The 18,998-nt window shown below is 67.7% G+C and carries 24 protein-coding genes, 1 pseudogene and 1 riboswitch; of the genes and pseudogenes, 12 read left to right on the top strand and 13 right to left on the bottom strand.

Going from position 1 to position 18,998, the window contains the following annotated elements:
- Positions 1 to 56 precede the first annotated feature (56 nt).
- From AX767_RS02815 to AX767_RS02825, 3 genes are all read right to left on the bottom strand, one after another.
- Positions 57 to 440 (bottom strand): response regulator, encoded by a 384-nt coding sequence (locus tag AX767_RS02815; protein ID WP_068628453.1) that lies wholly within the window; start codon positions 438 to 440, stop codon positions 57 to 59.
- A 153-nt stretch (positions 441 to 593) separates the two neighbouring features.
- On the bottom strand, positions 594 to 2,147 hold the full coding sequence (gshA, locus tag AX767_RS02820) for a glutamate--cysteine ligase (RefSeq protein ID WP_068628455.1): 1,554 nt from the start codon (positions 2,145 to 2,147) through the stop codon (positions 594 to 596).
- A 96-nt stretch (positions 2,148 to 2,243) separates the two neighbouring features.
- Positions 2,244 to 2,915 (bottom strand): alpha/beta hydrolase, encoded by a 672-nt coding sequence (locus AX767_RS02825; RefSeq protein ID WP_068628456.1) that lies wholly within the window; start codon positions 2,913 to 2,915, stop codon positions 2,244 to 2,246.
- A 111-nt stretch (positions 2,916 to 3,026) separates the two neighbouring features.
- Here AX767_RS02825 and AX767_RS02830 point away from each other — a divergent pair, with 111 nt between their 5' ends.
- The 5 genes from AX767_RS02830 (at position 3,027) to AX767_RS02850 (ending at position 8,101) form a co-directional block, all read left to right on the top strand.
- Complete coding sequence (locus tag AX767_RS02830; protein WP_156480942.1) at positions 3,027 to 3,362, top strand: hypothetical protein; 336 nt, start codon at positions 3,027 to 3,029, stop codon at positions 3,360 to 3,362.
- 38 nt (positions 3,363 to 3,400) lie between these two features.
- Positions 3,401 to 4,048 carry a glutathione S-transferase family protein gene (locus AX767_RS02835; protein ID WP_068628460.1) on the top strand — a complete coding sequence of 216 codons (648 nt, stop codon included), beginning with the start codon at positions 3,401 to 3,403 and terminating at the stop codon, positions 4,046 to 4,048.
- 52 nt (positions 4,049 to 4,100) lie between these two features.
- Positions 4,101 to 4,709 carry a glutathione S-transferase gene (locus AX767_RS02840; RefSeq protein ID WP_068628462.1) on the top strand — a complete coding sequence of 203 codons (609 nt, stop codon included), beginning with the start codon at positions 4,101 to 4,103 and terminating at the stop codon, positions 4,707 to 4,709.
- Positions 4,710 to 4,928: 219 nt separating this feature from the next.
- Entirely contained in the window at positions 4,929 to 6,398 is a 1,470-nt protein-coding gene (locus tag AX767_RS22090) for a collagen-like triple helix repeat-containing protein (RefSeq protein WP_156480943.1), read from the top strand.
- On the top strand, positions 6,395 to 8,101 hold the full coding sequence (locus AX767_RS02850; RefSeq protein ID WP_082754767.1) for a ShlB/FhaC/HecB family hemolysin secretion/activation protein: 1,707 nt from the start codon (positions 6,395 to 6,397) through the stop codon (positions 8,099 to 8,101). Before AX767_RS22090 ends, AX767_RS02850 begins: the two co-directional genes overlap by 4 nt.
- Before the next feature lie 3 nt (positions 8,102 to 8,104).
- Here the strand turns inward: AX767_RS02850 and AX767_RS02855 are convergent, their stop codons facing one another.
- Positions 8,105 to 8,518 carry a hypothetical protein gene (locus tag AX767_RS02855; RefSeq protein WP_068628468.1) on the bottom strand — a complete coding sequence of 138 codons (414 nt, stop codon included), beginning with the start codon at positions 8,516 to 8,518 and terminating at the stop codon, positions 8,105 to 8,107.
- Complete coding sequence (locus AX767_RS02860; RefSeq protein WP_068628470.1) at positions 8,515 to 8,787, bottom strand: DUF2164 domain-containing protein; 273 nt, start codon at positions 8,785 to 8,787, stop codon at positions 8,515 to 8,517. Before AX767_RS02860 ends, AX767_RS02855 begins: the two co-directional genes overlap by 4 nt.
- A gap of 95 nt (positions 8,788 to 8,882) precedes the next feature.
- On the opposite strand from AX767_RS02860, the gene AX767_RS02865 reads away from it, so the two are divergent.
- The 3 genes from AX767_RS02865 to AX767_RS02875 all read left to right on the top strand — a co-directional run bounded on the left by AX767_RS02865 (position 8,883) and on the right by AX767_RS02875 (position 10,973).
- The gene (locus AX767_RS02865) at positions 8,883 to 10,076 is read left to right on the top strand and encodes a YncE family protein (protein ID WP_068633274.1); all 1,194 of its coding nucleotides are present in this window, start codon (positions 8,883 to 8,885) and stop codon (positions 10,074 to 10,076) included.
- 28 nt (positions 10,077 to 10,104) lie between these two features.
- Positions 10,105 to 10,290, top strand: coding sequence for a hypothetical protein (locus AX767_RS02870; protein ID WP_068628472.1), 186 nt, complete (start codon positions 10,105 to 10,107; stop codon positions 10,288 to 10,290).
- Positions 10,291 to 10,362: 72 nt separating this feature from the next.
- A riboswitch (TPP riboswitch) is annotated at positions 10,363 to 10,468 on the top strand.
- A 73-nt stretch (positions 10,469 to 10,541) separates the two neighbouring features.
- Positions 10,542 to 10,973, top strand: coding sequence for a thiamine-binding protein (locus AX767_RS02875; RefSeq protein WP_210392544.1), 432 nt, complete (start codon positions 10,542 to 10,544; stop codon positions 10,971 to 10,973).
- Between the two features lie 18 nt (positions 10,974 to 10,991).
- Here the strand turns inward: AX767_RS02875 and AX767_RS02880 are convergent, their stop codons facing one another.
- Entirely contained in the window at positions 10,992 to 11,897 is a 906-nt protein-coding gene (locus AX767_RS02880; RefSeq protein WP_068628474.1) for a DUF808 domain-containing protein, read from the bottom strand.
- Positions 11,898 to 11,901: 4 nt separating this feature from the next.
- Positions 11,902 to 12,420: a GNAT family N-acetyltransferase gene (locus tag AX767_RS02885; protein WP_068628477.1), complete on the bottom strand. Its 519-nt coding sequence runs from the start codon at positions 12,418 to 12,420 to the stop codon at positions 11,902 to 11,904.
- Between the two features lie 108 nt (positions 12,421 to 12,528).
- Between AX767_RS02885 and AX767_RS21505 the strand changes: the two genes are divergently transcribed.
- From AX767_RS21505 to AX767_RS02895, 3 genes are read left to right on the top strand one after another with little or no spacing between them, the layout of a single operon-like run.
- Positions 12,529 to 12,678 carry a hypothetical protein gene (locus tag AX767_RS21505; protein WP_168164797.1) on the top strand — a complete coding sequence of 50 codons (150 nt, stop codon included), beginning with the start codon at positions 12,529 to 12,531 and terminating at the stop codon, positions 12,676 to 12,678.
- Positions 12,675 to 12,941, top strand: a complete 267-nt coding sequence (locus tag AX767_RS02890) for a VF530 family DNA-binding protein (RefSeq protein WP_068628479.1) — start codon at positions 12,675 to 12,677, stop codon at positions 12,939 to 12,941. Before AX767_RS21505 ends, AX767_RS02890 begins: the two co-directional genes overlap by 4 nt.
- A gap of 7 nt (positions 12,942 to 12,948) precedes the next feature.
- Positions 12,949 to 13,230 carry a 2Fe-2S iron-sulfur cluster-binding protein gene (locus AX767_RS02895; protein WP_068633278.1) on the top strand — a complete coding sequence of 94 codons (282 nt, stop codon included), beginning with the start codon at positions 12,949 to 12,951 and terminating at the stop codon, positions 13,228 to 13,230.
- Here AX767_RS02895 and AX767_RS02900 read toward each other — a convergent pair.
- Complete coding sequence (locus AX767_RS02900) at positions 13,227 to 14,396, bottom strand: MFS transporter (RefSeq protein WP_068628481.1); 1,170 nt, start codon at positions 14,394 to 14,396, stop codon at positions 13,227 to 13,229. The genes AX767_RS02895 and AX767_RS02900 overlap by 4 nt on opposite strands.
- A 109-nt stretch (positions 14,397 to 14,505) precedes the next feature.
- Here AX767_RS02900 and AX767_RS02905 point away from each other — a divergent pair, with 109 nt between their 5' ends.
- Positions 14,506 to 15,144 (top strand): RluA family pseudouridine synthase, encoded by a 639-nt coding sequence (locus AX767_RS02905; RefSeq protein WP_068628483.1) that lies wholly within the window; start codon positions 14,506 to 14,508, stop codon positions 15,142 to 15,144.
- Positions 15,145 to 15,156: 12 nt separating this feature from the next.
- On the opposite strand, the gene AX767_RS02910 is transcribed toward AX767_RS02905, so the two are convergent.
- The 5 genes and pseudogenes from AX767_RS02910 to egtB all read right to left on the bottom strand — a co-directional run bounded on the left by AX767_RS02910 (position 15,157) and on the right by egtB (position 18,920).
- Positions 15,157 to 15,597, bottom strand: a complete 441-nt coding sequence (locus AX767_RS02910) for a universal stress protein (RefSeq protein WP_068633280.1) — start codon at positions 15,595 to 15,597, stop codon at positions 15,157 to 15,159.
- 25 nt (positions 15,598 to 15,622) lie between these two features.
- Complete coding sequence (locus AX767_RS02915) at positions 15,623 to 16,369, bottom strand: 2OG-Fe dioxygenase family protein (RefSeq protein WP_068628485.1); 747 nt, start codon at positions 16,367 to 16,369, stop codon at positions 15,623 to 15,625.
- Positions 16,366 to 16,647 (bottom strand): DUF427 domain-containing protein, encoded by a 282-nt coding sequence (locus tag AX767_RS02920; RefSeq protein WP_068628487.1) that lies wholly within the window; start codon positions 16,645 to 16,647, stop codon positions 16,366 to 16,368. The genes AX767_RS02915 and AX767_RS02920 overlap by 4 nt, the downstream gene beginning before the upstream one ends.
- Before the next feature lie 22 nt (positions 16,648 to 16,669).
- Positions 16,670 to 17,661 (bottom strand): annotated as a pseudogene (gene egtD / locus AX767_RS02925) (L-histidine N(alpha)-methyltransferase).
- 8 nt (positions 17,662 to 17,669) lie between these two features.
- Complete coding sequence (egtB, locus tag AX767_RS02930) at positions 17,670 to 18,920, bottom strand: ergothioneine biosynthesis protein EgtB (protein ID WP_068628489.1); 1,251 nt, start codon at positions 18,918 to 18,920, stop codon at positions 17,670 to 17,672.
- Positions 18,921 to 18,998 lie beyond the last annotated feature (78 nt).

Consider the following 18,998-nt stretch of genomic DNA (forward strand, 5'->3'; position numbering starts at 1 on the left):
CAGAAAGCACGGCGAGGCTCGCGCGGTCGCGACAAGCCTGGGCGGTCGAAAGACGCTCAGCGCAGCGCCGGTCTCGACAGCCCGTCGAAGTAAGCCGCGAGTTCTTCGAGCTGCGACGACTTGTCGAAGAACGCATCGGCACCGAGTGCTTTGGCACGCACTCTCATCTCGGCCGTGGCGTAGTTGCTCAACACCACCACCTTCTGCGAGCGTCGACGGGTGCGGCACGCCTTGACGACCGCCAGCCCGTTGCCTTGCTCGAGGAAAAGATCGACCAGTGCGAGATCCCAGCCCTCTGGATTGGCCCGCAGCCATTCGACCGCCTCGCTCTCCGTGCTCGCATGCGCAACGACGTGGGTGTCAGCCACATCTTCGAGAAAGTCGACGAGGTTCTCCCGAATCACCGGACTGTCTTCCACCAAATAGGTCTGGAAGGTCATGGCGGGTAAGGATGGAAGCGACGGAGGTTGAACATGGGTGCTGGTGGTTCGGTACACCATCGCATGGTCGCAGCCCTGGCCGCACCACGGGTGGGCGATGCAGGCCAATGTGGGTAGGCGTGAACCTACCGCACCAATTTCATGCAGCCGCGTTCAGGCGGCAACCGCAGTGCGGCTCCGGATGCCCAGCCGGCTCGGCGACACGTACTGCTCGCGGTAGATTTCGAAGGGCAGCGTGTCGCCCGCTTCGATGCGCTTCTGGTCGTCGATCGAGGTCTGCGTCATGCGATCGAACTGCGCCTGCTGTTCGGCGCTCCACGGCAAGCCGAGCAGCGTGCGGCGCGTCGACTCCGACTGCGCCCGCACGAACCCGGTGAACGAGTTGTCGTGCGATGCGGCCATGGCTGCCAGCACGCGCGCCGACGGCAGGCTGTCGGCATCGTCGAGCGCCGCCATCGCAGCGCGCACCGCCTCGCCGTGCAGCGCGGTGCCGTGCGCGGCATCGAGTGCCGCCGCGATCGGCTCGCACTGTGCGACGAGCTCAGCGGCCCACGCGGTGAGCGGCACTTCGCGACCCGCGCGTTGCAGCTTCAGGCCGGGCTCGCGACCGCGCGCAGCGGTCAGGTTCTGGTTGTGCGCCAGTTCGGCAATTTCCTGCGGGGTGTCGTCCGGGCTGTCGCTCAAGAGGCAGTGCAAGAGGAACACATCGATGAAGCGCATCGTCTGCGCATTGATGCCGACCGGCTCGAACGGATCGAGGTCCATCAGCCGCACTTCGACGTATTCCACGCCGCGCTCGCGCAGCGCATGCAGCGGACGCTCGCCCGGGTAGATCACGCGCTTCGGTCGGATCGTCCCGTAGAACTCGTTCTCGATCTGCAACAGGCTGGTGGCGAGCTGGTTGTAGTCGCCGCCCAGGTTCTGGATGCCGATGCTTTCGTAGGCCGGCCACGGTCGGGTGAGCGCGTCCTGCAACGAAGCGCCGTAGCCGTCGAGGCTGTTGTAGCTCACCGCCAGCGATGCCTGCGCCTCGCTCTGGTAGCCGAGGCGCCCCATGCGGAGCGACGTGCCATGCGGCATGTAGACGCTGCCCTCGCCCAGCGGCTGCAGTTCGTGCGGGCGCCCCGCGACGAAGCTGCTGCACAGTGCCGGCGACGCGCCGAAGAGATACAGCAGCAAGAACGCGTTGCGGCGGAAATTGCGGATCAGCCCGAAGTACTGGTCGCTTCCCACGCCTGGCAACGACCAGTTGTAGTGAATGCCCGAAATCGTCTGCATGCGGCGCCCGTAGCGGTGCGACAGGCCCATGCGGTACACGCTCTTGGCGCGGCCCACGTTCGACGAACCGTAGCGGCCGATCGGAATCGTCTCGTCGGTCGGGAGCCCGCAGGGCATGCTCGACACCCACAACCGCTCGTCGCCCGCGGCATCGAGCACGCGGTAGGTGTACTGGTGCACGCGGGTGAGCTCATCCAGCGCCGCATCGACGCCGTCGTGCACGCCGGTGATCAGCTCGAGCTGCGATTCGCTGAAATCGGTGGTGATGTGGGGATGCGTGAGGGCCGAACCGAGCGGCAGCGGATGCGGGGTGAGCGCCAGCGTGCCATCCGGCTGCGCGCGCAAACTTTCCTTCTCGATGCCCCGGCGGATGCCCTTCAGCCGCGCAGGCGAGAGCGCACCCAGGCGTTCGTGCAATGTGCTGCTCATGTTCTTGTGACCCTCGTTCTTGTGGGCACGGAAGGTAGCACGCGCACGCCGATGCTGCTGGCACCGGAAATCCAGCCATCCGGCGCCAGAGCCTTTTCAGGCGCCCGGGGCGAACACCCGCAGCAGGAACGCGTTCAGATCGGCGATTTCTTCCATGCACACCGAGTGCTCCATCGGGTAGTCGTGCCACTCGACGGCGCAGCCCAGCGCGACCAGCGCATCGCGCGTCTGGTGGCCCCGCGCGATCGTCACCACGCCGTCGCGGGTGCCGTGGCCGAGGAACACCGGCGTGTCGTGGTTGGCTGCCTGGCGCTCGGCCGCCGTGGTCGCGGCGATCGGCAAATAGCCCGACAGGCCGACGATGCCCGCCAGGCGCTCGGTGTGGCGCAGGCCGGTCATCAGCGCCATCGCCGAGCCCTGCGAGAACCCGGCGACGACGATGCGGCTGGCCGGAATGCCGCGCGCCTTTTCGGCGGCGATCAGGGTCTCGATGGCCGCCTGGGAACGGCGCAGGCCGGCTTCGTCTTCGCGCAGCACCAGATCGGCGACCGCGATGTCGTACCAGGCCGGCATCTCGTAGCCGCCATTGATGGTGACCGGGATGACCGGCGCGTTCGGGAACACGAAGCGCACCGGGCCGACGCTCGACAGGTCGAGCTCGCCGGCGATCGGCACGAAGTCGTTGCCGTCGGCGCCCAGGCCGTGCATCAGGATGACCGTGGCGGTCGGGTGGGGGCCGGTTTCGATTTCGATGGGAGGACGTGACATGGCGTGACCATATCGCACTATCGACCCTTCGAGCCCCGCATCCGGACGGCCCTTTTGCTGACTCGGAAGTGGCGCCCGACGGCGCAACATAGTGCGCCAAGAAGGAACCCCATGAGCCATTCCCCCTCCCCCGCAACGCCCGACCCGTCGTTGCTCGTCAAGGTCAAGTTCGGCGGCGTCGTGCTCGTTTGCAGCGATTGCGAAGACCGCAGCAGCGGCCCGTCGAAGCTCAAGGCAAAGACCGTGCGCAAGGAAATGAAGCGCGGCCTGGTGCAGTCGCCGGTGCGGCTGCGCATCGTGGCATCGAGCTGTCTCGGCCTGTGCCCGAAAAAAGCCATCGCCGTCGCTGCCGTCGCCTCGGGGCGAGCGTTGCTGGCGGCTGAATTGCAGAGCGAAGAAGATGCCGCAGCGCTCGCCGCGACAGTGGTCTCGTCGTTCAGGGAGTGACAATCTCCGTCGATCGCAACAACGACGGAGACACACCCATGCTCACCCTGATCGGCTTTGCCGCCAGCAACTACTACAACAAGGTCAAACTCGCCCTGCTCGAAAAAGGCGTGCGCTTCGACGAAGAACTGGCCTGGGTCGGCGAGACCGACCTGACCGCCTCGCCACTCGGCAAGGTGCCGTATCTGCGCACCACCGAAGGCACGCTGTGCGAGTCTTCCGCCATCAATGAATACATCGAAGCGGCCTACCCTGAAGTCCCGCTGCTGCCGGCCGACCCTTTTGCCGCGGCCAAGGTGCGCGAGCTGGTGCTGTATCTCGAGCTGCACCTCGAACTGGTGGTGCGCAACGTCTATTCCGAAGCGTTTTTCGGCGGCAAGGTGAGCGATGGCTTGAAGCAGATGATCGGCAAGCAGCTCACCAAGAACATCGCTGCGTTCGGCAAGCTGGCGCGCTTCGACACGCCCTTCATCGCGGGCGACCAGCTCACGCTGGCCGACTGCGCAGCGGTGTGTCATTTGCCGGTGCTCGCCAGCGCCACAAAAATCATCTACGGCGAAGACATGCTGGCCGCCCAACTGCCTGCAGCGCGCGACTACCTCAAGCGCCTGAACGCCAGGCCGCATGTGCAGGCCGTGAACGCCGAGCGCAAGCTCAATACCGAGCAGATGCTGGCGCGCTACTGAGGGCCGGCGCCTGCTGCCCATCCTGTATTCGTTCAGGCGTTGCCCGTATGCGATGCGGGCCCGGCTGGCGCTGATCGCGAGCGGCGAGCGCTGCGAGCTGCGCGAAGTCGTGTTGCGCGACAAGCCCGCCGCCCTGCTCGCCACATCGCCCAAGGGCACGGTGCCGGTGCTGGTGACCCCCGACGGCGCCGTCATCGAACACAGCCTCGACGTCATGCTGTGGGCGCTGCGGCGCAATGATCCTTGGGGCTGGCTGGCACCCGAATCGGCGTCGCTCGATGACCTGCTGGCGCTGGTGACTGGCTGCGACGGCGACTTCAAGACGCAACTCGATCGTTACAAATACCCGGACCGCTTCGTCCTCGTCGAAGGCGAGCCGACCCCTCGCGACCGCGGCGCAGCATTCCTCGCCATGCTCGATGCCCGGCTGGCGGCGTCCACCCACCTGGCCGGAGAGCGGCCTTCGCTGGCCGATGCGGCGCTCATGCCTTTCGTGCGGCAGTTCTCGATGGTCGAGCCGCACTGGTTTGCCGCCCAACACTGGCCCCACCTGCAGGCCTGGCTCGTCGGTTGGACCGGCACGGCGGCCTTCGCCACCGCCATGCACAAATACGCCGCCTGGGCGCCAGGCTGTCCCCTCGTCGAGTTTCCGGCGCTCTGACGCGGAAGATGCGGACTGTTCGTCCCGCGGACGACATGTGGTCCTTTGGTTTACATGCTTCATCCAACGTCACCAAATGTGAACTTCTACACAGTCGGTGTTGGCTGAAACGGCCTGTCCCCTGGCTACTTTTGCTAGCAAACCGGTCTCCGGATTGAAAAATCAATCACGCGTCGGCCGAGTCCTACGCGCTTTTTCAACCCTTGTCTGGAGATCGATATGAAGACTTCTCAACCAACGCGCTTTCGCGCAGTGCTGTGCGGCGCAGCCGTGGCAGCTGCACTCTCGGTGCTGAGCGGCTGTGCGTCCGACGGCAAAGCCGGCTTCGGATTCGGCGGCACCAGCGCTGCGACGCCAGGCGGATTGGGCGGCGCGGGCACCGACGGCACGAGCGGCGGGGTCGCCGCGGACGGCAGCGGCGCGAACGGTGGCACGGGCGCCGCGGGCGGCGGTGAAGTCGTCGCTGGGGGCGGCGGCACGGGTGGCGGCACCGGCGGGACCGGCGGCACGGGTGGAACGGGCGGCGGTGGAACGGGCGGTGGCGGCACGGGTGGTGGTGGCACCGGCGGTGGCGGCACGGGTGGTGGCACGGTCACTCCGATCAGCCCCGCGCTTGGCGCGAGCAACGGCCTGCTCGGCGGCGTCGGCCAGACGGTCAGTGCCACCGGGCAACTGGTCGGCGGCCTCAATGCCGGCCCCGCGACCGGACTGGTCAGCAACACGGGTGGCGCGATCGATACGCTCGGCAAGGGCGTGACCAACGGCATCGGTCAACTGCAGCAACCCAATGCGCTGGGCGTTACCGTCGACAGCGTGCCGGTGGCGGTCGGGCAGCTCGGCGACGGGGTCGCCAGCGTGGGCGCCGGAACGGCGCTCGCGCCGGTGACAGGCACCGTCGGCGGCATCGTCAACAAGGCATCGGACGTGGTTGGCGGCGTGACGGGCAACGGCGCGGTGCGCCAGGTGACGACCGGCGTCAGCACGGTGGTCGCACGCATCGACGACGGGCTGCTCACGACAACGCAAAAAGTGGGTGCGGCAACAGGCCTGGGCGCCCCGATCGACGGCCTGACCAACAAGGTCGGTGCCGGCATTGCGCAGCTCGGCGGCAAGCTGCCGGGCAACCAGACCAACGGCCTCACCAGCGCACTTGGCACCACCGTCGCCAGCGTCGGCGGCCTGGTCAATGCACCGGGCAGCACGCCCTCGGGCCTCGGCGGCTTGAGCGGTGGCCTGGGCGGCGTTCTCGGTGGCGGCCTGAGCGGCGGCAGCAGCAGCGGTGGCAGCGGCCTCGGCGCCGTCACGGCCGGTCTCGGCGTGGGTGCCGGCGCAGGTGTCTCGGCCGGCTCCGGCGGCGTCAGCGCAGGCGTCGGCCTGGGTGCAGTGGCCGGCATCACCGCGCCGATCAACTCGGTCCTGAGCCCGGTGCTCTCGCCCGTCACCGCCATCGCAAGCCCGGTCCTGGCGCCGGTCGTGGCCGTCGTCACGCCGGTGGTCGGTACCGTCGTGCAGACGACCGGGACCGTGGTCGCGACTGCGGGCACCGTGGTGGGCGGCGTGGTGAATGGCACGACCGGTGCCGTCAGCAACGTGGGCGGTGGCGTGGGCACCGTGGTGGGCGGCACGGTCGCGACGGTGGGCGGCGTGGCCGGCGGCCTGATCGGCGGCCTGGGTCTGGGCCGCAGATGAGCACTGGGCTTCCGCACCCGATGCGCCGTGTGAGTGTGGTGGTGGCCCTGGCGCTGGCCACCACCGCCACCGGACTGCACGCGCAGTCCGGTGGCGGCAATCCGCTCGACCAGTTGCCGGCGACGCGTCCGCTGCAGCCGGTTCCGCCGCCGCGGACGACGGTCGATGTGCAGGCTCCGGCCGGCCCGGCCGAAGCCAAGCTGGCGCGCAGCGTGACGCCCTCGCGTTTCGACATCGAGGGCGTCAACGCGATCCCCTTCGCCGATGTGGCGAACCTGTTTGCGCCGCTGGCCGGGCAACCGGTGACGGTGGCCCGCCTGGTGGCGCTGTCGCGCGATGCAACCGCGCTCTATCGCGAGCGCGGCCATCCGCTGTCCTTCGTTTTCGTGCCCGACCAGAGTTTTGACGGCGGCGTGGTGCGCGTCGTCGCAGTCGAGGGCTACATCGCGAGCGTGCGCATCGAGGGCGACAGCGGCGCGGCCGAGCCCAAGCTGCGCGAGATCGCCGAGCGCCTGCAGGCTGACCGGCCGTTGTCGCAGGCGACTTTCGAGCGGGTGACGCAACTCCTCGCGCGCCTGCCCGGCGTCAAGGTCGACGCCACCGCGTCACTGCCAGAGACGACCGACGGCGCCACCGTGCTGGTGCTCAAGGTGAAGCGCCAGCCCTACAACGTGTCACTCGGCGCCGACGTGCGCCAGCCGACACCGCGCGCCGTGCTGAGCGGCGTGCTCAACGACCCGTTCGGGTCCGGTGGACAGCTGAGCGCCTCGACGCTGCTCGGCAACTTCGAGCGCGAGAAACTGCTCACGCTCGGCTACACCCAACTGGTCGGCGCCGACGGCTTGCAGCTCAAGACCAGTTTCTCGACCTATCGCGGCTACCCCGACGAGCAACTGGGCCGCGGCGAGCCGCTGGAGCGCTTCAACACCAACCGCCGCTTCGAGCTGTCGGCCAGCTACCCGCTCTACCTGAGCGCCCGCAGCAGCGTCACGCTGAACGGCGGCTTCTACGCGGTCGACAACGTGGACGACTACCGCGAACGTTCGACCGGCGGCCGGCTGGCCGACGACACCCGCGTGCGCGCGCTCTTCGCCCAACTCGCGTATGCCGACGCACAGCCTGACCGCAGCCGCAGCGCCAGCGTGCTCGTCGCGCAAGGGATCGACGGCGTCGGCGCGCAGGCCGAGGTGCGCAGCAACATCGCCGGACTCTCCGGCCCCGGCAGCGCCAGTCTCGACTTCACGCGCATCGCGTTCGACGCGAGCCAGCGCGACCGCTTTGCCAACCAGTGGGGCACCGGCGTGTCGTTCGGCGCGCAGTACAGCGGCCACACGCTGGCGGCGTCGGAGCGCATTTCATTCGGCGGCGCGCGCTTCGGCCGTGGCTATGCGGCAGGCGATGCCGCGGGCGACGCGGGCTGGGGCGTGGGACTGGAACTCAACCGGCTCTTCAAGTTCGATGGCGTGTGGCTCAACCAGGTCGAGCCCTACCTGCTGGTCGAAGCGGCGCGCGTGTCGAACCACGTGGGCACGCCGGCGCCGGAAAAACTGCGCTCGGTCGCGCTCGGGGTGCGGCTGTCGGACAGCCGCTACTACAGCGTCGACATCGCCGTCGCCAAACCGACGGGCGATGCCTCAGCGACCAACCCGGCCCGCAAACCGCGCCTCAGCCTGATGCTGAGCTACCAGCTCGCGGCCAACTGACGTTCAGCGGGCGGCGGCCATGTCGCGGCAGAGTTTCAGATTGCTGTTGAAGCGCGGTGCCAGGCCGGGTTCGCACACGTCGCCCGACGGGATCAGCCGGCACAGGCCGACCACGATGTAGTCGGACACCGCATCGGAGCAGGGCTTGTAGCGCGCGAGCGCCGGGTTGGCCTTCGTCTTGAAGCCCCACTGCTCCGAAAAGACCATCGCGCGGCCCATCGATTCCTCGAAGTAGTCGCGATCGCGCTCGGCCACCGCGGTTTCCATCCGTGGCAATTCCTCGTTGAGGAAGCCGGTGGCGGCGAGCGGAAACTCCGAGGCCGGCGCCTGCGCAGAGGCCAGCGGCGCCACGAGGGCCAGCGTCAGGGCAAGGAGGATGCGATGGCATGTCATGGCGGTGATTTTCGCGCCCTTCATCGCTTGCCTCGCGCCTTGTCGAACTTGCGCCAGTAGGCGAACTCGTCTTCGTGCACGTCGATGTCCAGTTCGGAGATGCGCGCCTGCAGCCGATCCTGCACATCGGCGACGGCTTTGTTGTAGACCAGCGGACCCATCTCTTCAAGGAAGAAACCCAGCAACGCGCCGGCGGCGACGTTCCCGATTTTCTCTTCGATGTTCTCGCGGAAGTAGCGTTCGATGGAGGCGATGGCTTCTTGCCGCGCCTCCCTGGAAATTTCGATGGTCATGCGTGGGTTCCGGCAAAAACGTGTCGGCGATTGTGCCGTTGCTCGCTACCATGCCCCACCCGGCACGGCCGGTCCCCACAACAGGAGACAACAAAATGAACACCCTGACCGGCAGCCTCGCCGCCCTCACGCTGGCCGCGCTCGCCGCCCTCGGCGGCTGCACGAACATGACGCCGACCGTGCCGCAGCGCCAGCTGATGCTGGTCGCCAACGACGAAAAGCAGGCGTGGAACGACGCCGGCGGCGTCGTCCTCAGTCCGCAGGGCAAGGACACCGTGCAGATCCTCGACATCGGCACCGACCCGCTCGCGCCGAAGGTGCTTGGCACGCTGCAGCTCGACAACACCATCGCCGGCCCGCCGACCAACCTGGCGATCACGCCCGGCGAAACGCTGGCGCTGGTCGCCAACTCGCTCAACGTGGTCGAAGAAAACGGCGTGCGAAAGCAAGTGCCCGACAACCGGCTTTTCGTGATCGACCTGACGACCGTGCCGCCGAAGTTGATCGACACGCTCACGATCGGCAAGCAACCTTCCGGCCTCACGATCAATCGCGCGGGCAACCTCGCGCTGGTCGCGAACCGCGCCGACAACTCGGTCAGCGTGCTGCGCATCGCCGGCAAGCAGGTGTCGCTGATCGACACCGTGCCGATGGGCGATTCGGTCGCGCACGTGCGCTTCACGCCCGATGGCAAGCGCGCGCTCGCCGCCAAGTTCACGACGCACAAGATCGCGTTGCTCGAAGTCAACGGCGAGAAGGTCAGCTACAACAAGGTCGACATGGCCGCCGGCCTGTGGCCGTACAACGTCGATGTGACGCCCGACGGCAAACTCGCGCTCACCGCGGACAACGGCAACTCGGGCGCCTCCGACGGCCAGGTCGACACGGTGAGCGTGATCGACATGGAAGCGATGCCGCCGCGCGTGGTCGACAAGGTGGTGGTCGGCGACGGCCCCGAAGGTCTTGCGATCAGCCCGACGGGCAAGCACGCGGTGGCCGTGATCCTGCGCGGCAGCAACGCCGCGAAGAGCGCGTACTTCCACCACCGCGAAGGCTCGGTGGTGCTGCTGAAGATCGACGGCAAGAAGGTGACGCGCGGCAACGAAGTCGTGGTGCGCGGCCTGCCGGAAGGGGCGGTGTGGAGCGCTGACGGCCGGTATCTGTATGTCGGCAATTTCATCGACCAGGACATCAGCATCCTGCGGCTCGACGGCGACACGCTGGTGCCCACCGGCAAGTCGTTCGCGCTGCAGGGCCACCCGGCCGCGATGCGCAGCAAAATCAACTGATGGCAAAGAAACAATCACGCCCCCGCGGATGGTCGAGCGCGGCATTCTTTGTGTGCTCATCGGCGCGGCCGTGCTGGTGGCGCCGCATTTTCTCGGCGCCTCCGGCACGCGCGACATGATCGCGGGCGCGTCGGTGGTCGGCTGGTTCGCGGTGGTGCTGGGCATTGCGCTCATCGCGGTCGACCTGTTCAAGCGCGGCAAGGTGCGCAACTAGGGCGCCCGACGGGGCGCACTGCCCGCTCTACAATCGCGATCGTCATGTCGGCTGCCATCAGGCTGCCGGCGCGGCACCCGCTGGGGGTGTTGGCACGACCGCAAGGCGCGCCGACTGAGAGAGTCCCTTTGAACCTGATTGAGGTAATCCTCGCGCAGGGAAGCAAGTTTCGAGGCCTGCCGGCTTTCTCCTTCTCGCGCCGGCAGAGCGACCTCGAACGCTCGCCGACCTGCTGTTTGCATGAATTGCATATGGCACATCCATCGTTTTCACTTTCGCGTCGCTTGCGGCTTTCGCTCGTCTCGCTGTCGCTCCTTGCCTGCGGCGCCGCCTGGGCGCAACAGGCGCCATCGAGCGCCACGGCGCCGGCCCCGACCCCGAGCGGGCACATGCTGGCCGAAATCCAGGTCATCCCGCGGCCAGCCGGCACGGCAGACGACCGCTACAAGCACGTCGACGCCGCCATTGCCGTCATTCAGGCGTCGGGCCTGCGCTACGAAGTCCACGGCCTGGGCACCGTCGTCGAAGGCCCGCCCGAGAAGGTCTGGCCGCTCCTGCAGGCCGTCCACCAGGCCACGCTCGAAGCCGGCGCCGAACGCACGCTGAGCATCATCAAGGTCTCCAGCGGGGCACAGGCTGGCGGGCCACGCGTGGAAGACCTGGTTCGCAAGTTCCGGAACTGACCCGGACCGCCGAAGGGCTCAGCCCTTCGGGCGCAACCGCTTCACGAGTTCCACCACGGCCAGCACCGCGGCACCGGCCACGAGGCCGACGACGGCGTTGGCAAGGTTCGATCCGACCACGCCGACAAATCCACCGACGCCTTGCGCCCAGGCCTCGACCGCATGCCCGACCGCCGGCACGCCGTGCACCAGGATGCCGCCGCCGACCAGGAACATCGCGGCCGTGCCGACCACCGACAGCGTCTTCATGAGCCATGGCGCTGCCGCCAGCAGGCCACGGCCGAGGGCCTGTTGGGCGTTGCTCGCGCGCCGGCTCAACCACAGACCGGCGTCGTCGAGCTTCACGATGCCCGCGACGAGGCCGTAGACGCCGACCGTCATCACGACGGCGATGAGCGCGAGCACCGTCAACTGCGTGGTGAAGGGCTGGCTGGCCACCGTGCCGAGCGTGATCACGATGATCTCGGCCGACAGGATGAAGTCGGTGCGCACGGCGCCCTTGATCTTGTCCTTTTCGACGGCGAGCACATCGACGGCCGGATCGGCAATGGCGTTCACATGCTGCGCGACGCCTGCATCGTGTTCGTTCTTGTGCAGGAACTTGTGGGCCAGCTTTTCGAAGCCTTCGAAACACAGGAATGCACCGCCGAGCATGAGCAAGGGCGTGACGGCCCATGGGATGAACGCGTTGATCGCCAGTGCCGCCGGCACCAGGATCGCCTTGTTGACGAACGATCCTTTGGCGACGGCCCACACCACGGGAATTTCCCGATCGGCGCGCACGCCGGTCACTTGCTGCGCATTCAGCGCGAGGTCATCGCCGAGCACGCCCGCAGTCTTCTTGGCGGCGACCTTGGTGAGGATCGACACATCGTCGAGCACCGTTGCGATGTCGTCGAGCAGCAGGAAAAGACTGGCAGCCACGCGATCAGACCACCGCGCGCTTGAAGCGGATTTCTTCGACTTTGACCGTACCGACGCTGGTGGTCTTGAGCGTTTTCATGTCGCGCTTGAAACCGGCGAGGTCGTGAAAGCGCATGGCGCGCTCGTTGCGAATCGGCACCCAGATGGTCACCTCGGTGCAGCCCTCTTCTTCGAGGCCTTCGCGAGCCGCATCCCAGAGCGCCACGCCGACACCCTTGTCCCAGTGTTCGGGCTTGACGTAGATCGACCAAATCTCGCCGGTCGTGGACTTGGTCTTGGGATCGCGCGAACGGTCGTAGCCGACGAAGCCGACGATTTCGTCGTCGAGCACCGCGACCTGCACCTGCGGCTCGCTGAATTCGATGGCTTCGCGCCATTTGGCTTCGCGGGTGGCGGGCGCCAGGGCGCGCAGCTGGTCTTCGGGCAGGATGCCCTCGTAGGCGGCGCGGGCGGAGGCGGCGTGAACTTCGGCGATGGCTTTGGCATCGCTCATTTCAGCGGGGCGGACTTCGTAATCGGACATGGCGGCAGGTGAAACAAATGGACCGGCTATTGTCGCCGCGCCCGGCGTGCGCCACGCCCTTGCCCGCTAAACTCCCCGCTCGCATCGCACCATCACAGGAGAGTCGTCATGGCCAAGAGTCAACAACGCAGCAGCAAAGAAACCAAGAAGCCCAAGAAAGACACCTCGCCCCCCAAGGCGCCGGTGCTGGGCGGCGAACCGGTGCGTGCCACCGTCACCACCGCGGTCATTCCGCGCGGCAAGCTCAAGAACAAGTGACCGGGCCGGACCGGTCCGAGTCACCCGCGCAGGCGCGCAATCCGCTGCATGGGCTCACACTCGAGGCCATCGTGACTGCGCTGGCCGATTACTTCGGCTGGGAAGACCTCGGGCAGCGCATTCCGGTGCGCTGCTTCACGACCGACCCGAGCGTCGCGTCCAGCCTCAAATTCTTGCGCAAGACGCCCTGGGCGCGCGAAAAGGTCGAGAGCCTCTACCTCTTCATGCTGCGCGACCAGCGGCGCAATGCCCGCGGCGAATGAAGGGCCGATGAAAGTGACGATCGCGCCGGCCGGCTTCGATTTCGAGGCCGAGCCCGACGCCACGCTGTTGCAGTCGGCCGAATCTGCCGGCATCGAACTGCCGAGCTCCTGCCGCAACGGCACTTGCCGCACCTGCCTCTGCCACATGACCGCCGGCGCGGTGCGCTACCGCATCGAGTGGCCAGGCGTCAGCTACGACGAAAAAGAAGACGGCTGGATCCTGCCGTGCGTGGCGGAGCCGCTCGGCGACGTGACGCTCGTCGTGCCGCACGCCAGGTCGGTTTTCTAGGTCATCCGGTCGCGCCGCGACAACGACGGAAAGAGCCGAAACCAGGTCAGCGCGACCAGCACCGTGCCGACCCCGCCCAGCACCACCGAACCGACCGGCCCGATCAGCGCCGCCGTCGCCCCCGACTCGAACTCGCCCAGTTGGTTGCTCGCGCCGATGAAGATCGAGTTGACCGCGCTCACCCGCCCCCGCATCGCGTCGGGCGTTTCGAGCTGCACCAGCGTCTGGCGGATCACCACGTTCACCATGTCCGCGCCGCCCGACACCGCCAGCGCGATGAGCGACACCAGGAAGCTGCGCGAGAACCCGAACACCACCATGCACACGCCGAAGAGCGCGATCGCCAGCAGCAGCGTGCGCCCGACGTTGCGCTCGATCGGCCGACGCGTGAGCGCGATCGACATCACCAGCGCACCGACCGCCGGAGCGCCGCGCAGCAGGCCGAGCCCCCACGGCCCGGTGTGCAGGATGTCCCGGGCATAGATCGGCAGCAGCGCCACCGCCCCGCCGAGCAGCACCGCGAACAGGTCGAGCGACACGGCACCGAGCACCGGCTTGCGCTTCCAGATGAAGTCGACGCCCGCCAGCACCGTGGCGACGGTCACAGGCTCGCGCACCGCCGGCGTGTAGCTGTAGCGCAGCCGCGCGACCAGCATGCCACCGACCACGAAACACAGCACGCTGGCCCCGTAGACCGCACCCATGCCGAGGATGAAAAGCAGGCCGCCGAGGGCCGGCCCGCCGATGATCGCGCCTTGCATCCCGGCCGAACTGAACGCCATGGCGCGCGGCAGCATGAGCGGCGCCACCAGCATCGGCGTGAGCGCCTGCTGCGCCGGCATCTGGAAGGCGCGCACCGCGCCCAGCACCAGCGACATGCCGAGCAGCAGGCCGCGAGAGTCGTGCTGCGCCTGGTGCGCGACCAGAAGCCCGAGGGCGACGATGCCCTGCACCGCGAAACAGGCGGCGACGATGCGACCCCGGTGATGCCGGTCGACGACGTGGCCCGCATAGAGCGCCAGCACCAGCGCCGGCGCGAACTGGTAGAGCCCCACGAGCCCCAGGTCCCATGCGCTGGAGGTGAGGTCGTACATGTGCCAACCGATGGCGACCAGCAACATCTGCGCTGCAGCCGTGCCGAACAGCCGCGCCACCCACAGTTGCATGAAGGGCTTGACGCGGCGCAGATCGGAAAAACTGGACGGAGCAGGAGCAACGGAAGCGGCGTCGGCAGGCATTCGGTCGAGGATAGCCGAGCCCCTAGACTGCTGCCCGATGACGGTCTTGCACGCACTCCACGACGATGCGCACCTGCTGGTGTTCGATAAGCCCGCGGGCCTGCTGTGCGTGCCCGGGCGCGGCGACGACAAGCAGGACTGCCTCAGCGCACGCGCGCAACGGCAATGGCCCGACGCGTTGATCGTGCACCGTCTCGACATGGCGACCAGCGGCCTGGTGGTGATGGCACGCAGCATCGCGGTCCAGCGGGCGCTCGGCGACGCCTTCGCGCGTCGCGAGGTCCACAAGCGCTACGAGGCCATCGTCGACGGGCGGGTGCCGTGCAACGACGCGTGGTCGGAGATCGATGCGCCACTGATGGCCGATTGGCCGAACCGTCCGCGGCAAAAGATCGACCCGGCGGGCAAGCCGAGCGTCACGCGCTGGATGGCGGTGGCGCCAAGCGCCGCGGGCGGCGCCACGCATGTGCTGCTGGAACCTGTCACGGGGCGGACGCACCAGTTGCGCGTTCACTTGCACTCCATCGGCCACGCGATCCTCGGAGATGCGCTGTACGGCGATGCACCCGTCCAAGCGCGCGCGACGAGGCTGCTGTTGCACGCCACCGCACTGGCGTTCGTGCATCCGGTCACGGGTGAGCCGATGCGCTTCGAGAGCGCTGCGCCGTTCGATTGAGGCGCGTCGGGCTCAGCCGCCCTTGACGACCAGCACCGGCATCGGTGCGTCCTGCAACACGCGTTGCGTCACGCTGCCGAGCAGCAGCTTTTCGATGCCCGTGCGGCCATGCGAGCCCATCACGATGAGGTCGGCACCCAGCGCGTTGGCGGTGTCGACGATGCCTTCGTGCACCACGTGCCCGTCGATCACCCGCTGGTCGCTGTGCAGGCCTTCCGCGGCCAGCGCCGTCACGCCGCGGGCGAGTGCCGCGTTGGCGCTGCTGGTCGCGGCGGCGAGGTATTCGTTCTGGCCCAGCGCGTAGTCCGCGCCCACGCCGATGAACGGGTAGTTGTCGATGACGTGAATCAGCGTGATGCGGCTGCCGAACGCGAGTGCCAGCCCGCTGGCTTTGCTGACCGCGAACATGGATGTTTCGGAGCCGTCGATCGGAACCAGGATGTGATTGAACATGCGGACCTCCTTGTCATTCACAAATTTACAGCGCGCCCTGAAAACCCTGAGCGCGGCACGTGACCACGAGCGTATCCCTGAAACCGGGCTGCGTGTCGTCTGCCGGCTGAATCGGCGTCGATTCGTGGATCACGCGGGCGTCATCGAGCAAAAGCAGCGTCCAGGGCTCGGTCATGGTGAAGCGCTCGCCGCGCCGGCCGATGGCCTCGAAAACGCGCGTTTCGCCGCCCTTGACGTTGTGCCGGCCAATCAATGCCACGGCCACCAGGTCGACGCCGTCGCGGTGGGCGCCCTCGGGCGTGGGCCGGCCGATGCCGCCGGCTGTGTCGATGCGGAACTGGTGCGCCTCGACGAACCAGCGCTGCGGGCCTCGCAGGCCCGACGCCACGGCCGCCAGGCTGCGCATCAGATGCTGCCAGGCCGGCTGGGCCACGGTGCCCGCCTCCATCGGCTCAAACCATCGCTGCATGCCGCCATGCAACGCGTTGTATTCGACCGGCTGCCAGTGCGCGCGGTGCGGCACCTGCGCGACCGCCTGGCCATCAACGGCAAAACACGCGTGCCGACGCTGCCGGTAACGGCCACCGTCTTTCAGGTACTCGTCGGGCGGGAGATGGTCCCAGTCGCCGTGCAGCGCTTCGAGCTGCGCAATCGGCGTGGCGAGCCACTCGGCCACGCCCGATGCGCTGAGCACGGCGTAGCCTTGCTCGCGCAGGAGCGGGATGGCGTGTTCGGGCGGGGTGAAAGGCGGTGAAAAAGCCGGGGCGCTCACGCCTCGACCTTCACGCCCTTCCAGAAGGCGACGCGGTCCTTGATCTCCTCGGCCTCGAACTTCGGCTCGGGGTAGTACCAGGCGGCGTCCGCGTTGAGTTCGCCGTTGACCAGCAGCGAGTAATAGCTCGCCGAGCCCTTCCAGGCGCAGGTGGTCTTGTGGTTGCTGAACGTGACGTGCTCGCGCTTGAGCGAGCTCATCGGAAAGTAGTGATTGCCTTCGACGACCACGATGTCGTCGCTCTCGGCGATGGTGGCGCCGTTCCAGGTTGCTTTCATATCGGGTACTCCAGGGAGGCGTCTATTGTGCCGCCGGCGCGTGCAGCCAGTGCACGCTGAACAGGCGCGCCTCGTCGGTCCACACCGGGCCCGGCCGGAAACCCGCGCGCGTGGCCAGTGTCCGAAACCCTTCGACGGTGAATTTGTGCGAGTTCTCGGTGTGGATGCTCTCGCCCTCTTCGAACGCGAAGCGCACGCCCGAGATGTGCACGACCTGGGCACGGCGGCTCACGAGATGCATCTCGATGCGCTGCAGCTGCAGGTTGTAGAACGCGTAGTGGTCGAATCCGTCCAGGTCGAAATCGGCGTCGAGTTCGAGTTTGGCACGGCGCAGCAGGTTGAGGTTGAAGGCGGCGGTCACGCCCTGCGCGTCGTTGTAGGCCGCATGCAGCAGCGACGGCTCCTTCACGAGGTCGACACCGACCAGCATGCCGCCGCCGCGCAGCAGGCGCGCGGCGAGTTGCAGGAAAGAAAGCGCCTCCTCCGGGTGGAAATTGCCGATGGTCGAGCCGGGGAAAAAGCCCACGCGCTGGCCGACGCCCGCGCCCGTGGCCGGCAACACGAGCGGCATCGTGTAGTCGGCCACGATCGGCTGCACCACCATCGACGGATAGTCCGCACGCAGGCGCTCCGCAGCGCCTTCGAGGTGCTCTCCGGAAATGTCGATCGGCAGGTAACGCTTGGGTGCCGACGCGGCATCGAACGCGTCGAACAGCAGCCGCACCTTGGTCAGCGACCCCGCGCCGAATTCGACAAGCTCGGCGTTGGGGCCGATCTGCTCGGCGATCTCGGGCGCACGCTCGGCGAGGATCTTGAGTTCAGTGCGCGTGGGTAGTACTCCGGCAGATCGCAGATGCCGTCGAACAGCGCAGAGCCCGCGGCATCGTAGAAATACTTGGGCGGCACGCTGCGCGGTGTGCGCGCGAGGCCGGCGAGCAGGTCGCGACCGAATTCGGAGGTCGCCAGACGGGGCGGCGCGGGCGGCACTTGCAGGTTGACAGCTGGATTTCTCATGTCGGGTCTCACTCCACGTCGCGCGCCAGGCGCACGCCGGAAAACTGCCAGCGCGCGGCCGGCGGGAAGAAATTGCGATAGGTCGGGCGCGTGTGGTCGTCAGGCGTCGCCACACTGCCACCGCGCAGGATCAGCTGCCCCACCATGAACTTGCCGTTGTACTCGGCGGCGATGCCGGGCAGAGGCCGGAAGCCGGGGTAAGGATCGTAGGAAGAGCGCGTCCACTGCCACACGTGGCCGGTGGTTTGCGTGATGCCGGGCGCGTGGCTCGCGGCCTCCCACTCGAACTCGGTCGGCAGGCGGGCGCCAGCCCATTCCGCATAGGCCGAGGCTTCGTAGAAGCTCAGCTGGGACACCGGCGCCTCCGGTTCCAGCGGACGCACGCCGTGCAGGCCGTACACATGCCAGCCTGCGGTCGAGCCCTGGTGCGCCAGCCGCGGATCGTCCGGTGCGAGCCAGTAAGCGGGCGCACGCCATCCGTTCGCCTTGACGGCCGCCCAGCCGTCGGAGAGCCACAGGTCGGCACGCTCATAACCGCCATCGGCGATGAACTGGGCGTAGTCGGCGCAGCTCACCACGCGGTCGGCGATTTCGTAAGGACGCAGCAGCACTGAATGCCGCGGCGTCTCGTTGTCGAAGGCGAAGCCGTCGCCCTCGAACCCGACGTCGACGATGCCGCCCGTCTGCCGCAGCCAGCGCATCGGGGTCGCCACCGAGGCCAGGCGCAGCGCAGGGCCCGCCGGGGCGCGGTAGGCCGGCAGCAACGGGTTGCACGACAGCGCATGCAGGATGTCGGTGACGAGCAGTTCCTGGTGCTGCTGCTCGTGGTGCAGGCCGAGCGTCACGATCGGTTCGATGGTCACCCACAGCCCGGCATCCGCGCGGTCGAACAGGGCCTGCACGGCGGCGTCGACATGCAGCCGATACGCGTGCACCTCATCGACCGACGGGCGTGTCAGCAGCCCGCGCTGCGGTCGCGGGTGGCGCGGACCGAGCGCTTCGTAGTACGAATTGAAGAGGTAGTGAAACCGCTCGTCGAACGGACGGTAGCCACCCGCATGCATCTGCAAGAGCACCGTCTCGAAAAACCAGGTGGTGTGTGCAAGGTGCCACTTGGTCGGGCTGGCATCGGGCATCGACTGGATGCACTGGTCTTCGGCGGAGAGCGTCGCCGCCAGTGCAACGCTGTGCGCGCGAACCTCGCGAAAACGCGAGCGCAGTGCGTCGGCCGCCGGCGCCGTCGGGCGCGAAAAAGTCATGGGGTCTCCGCTCGGGCTTTTTGGAAAGTTGTTGTAGCCGAAGGTCGCTGGCGCCACGCGTAGGACAAGCCCGCGCAG

It is taken from the genome of Variovorax sp. PAMC 28711 (assembly GCF_001577265.1).
In the GTDB taxonomy this organism is placed as follows: domain Bacteria; phylum Pseudomonadota; class Gammaproteobacteria; order Burkholderiales; family Burkholderiaceae_C; genus Variovorax.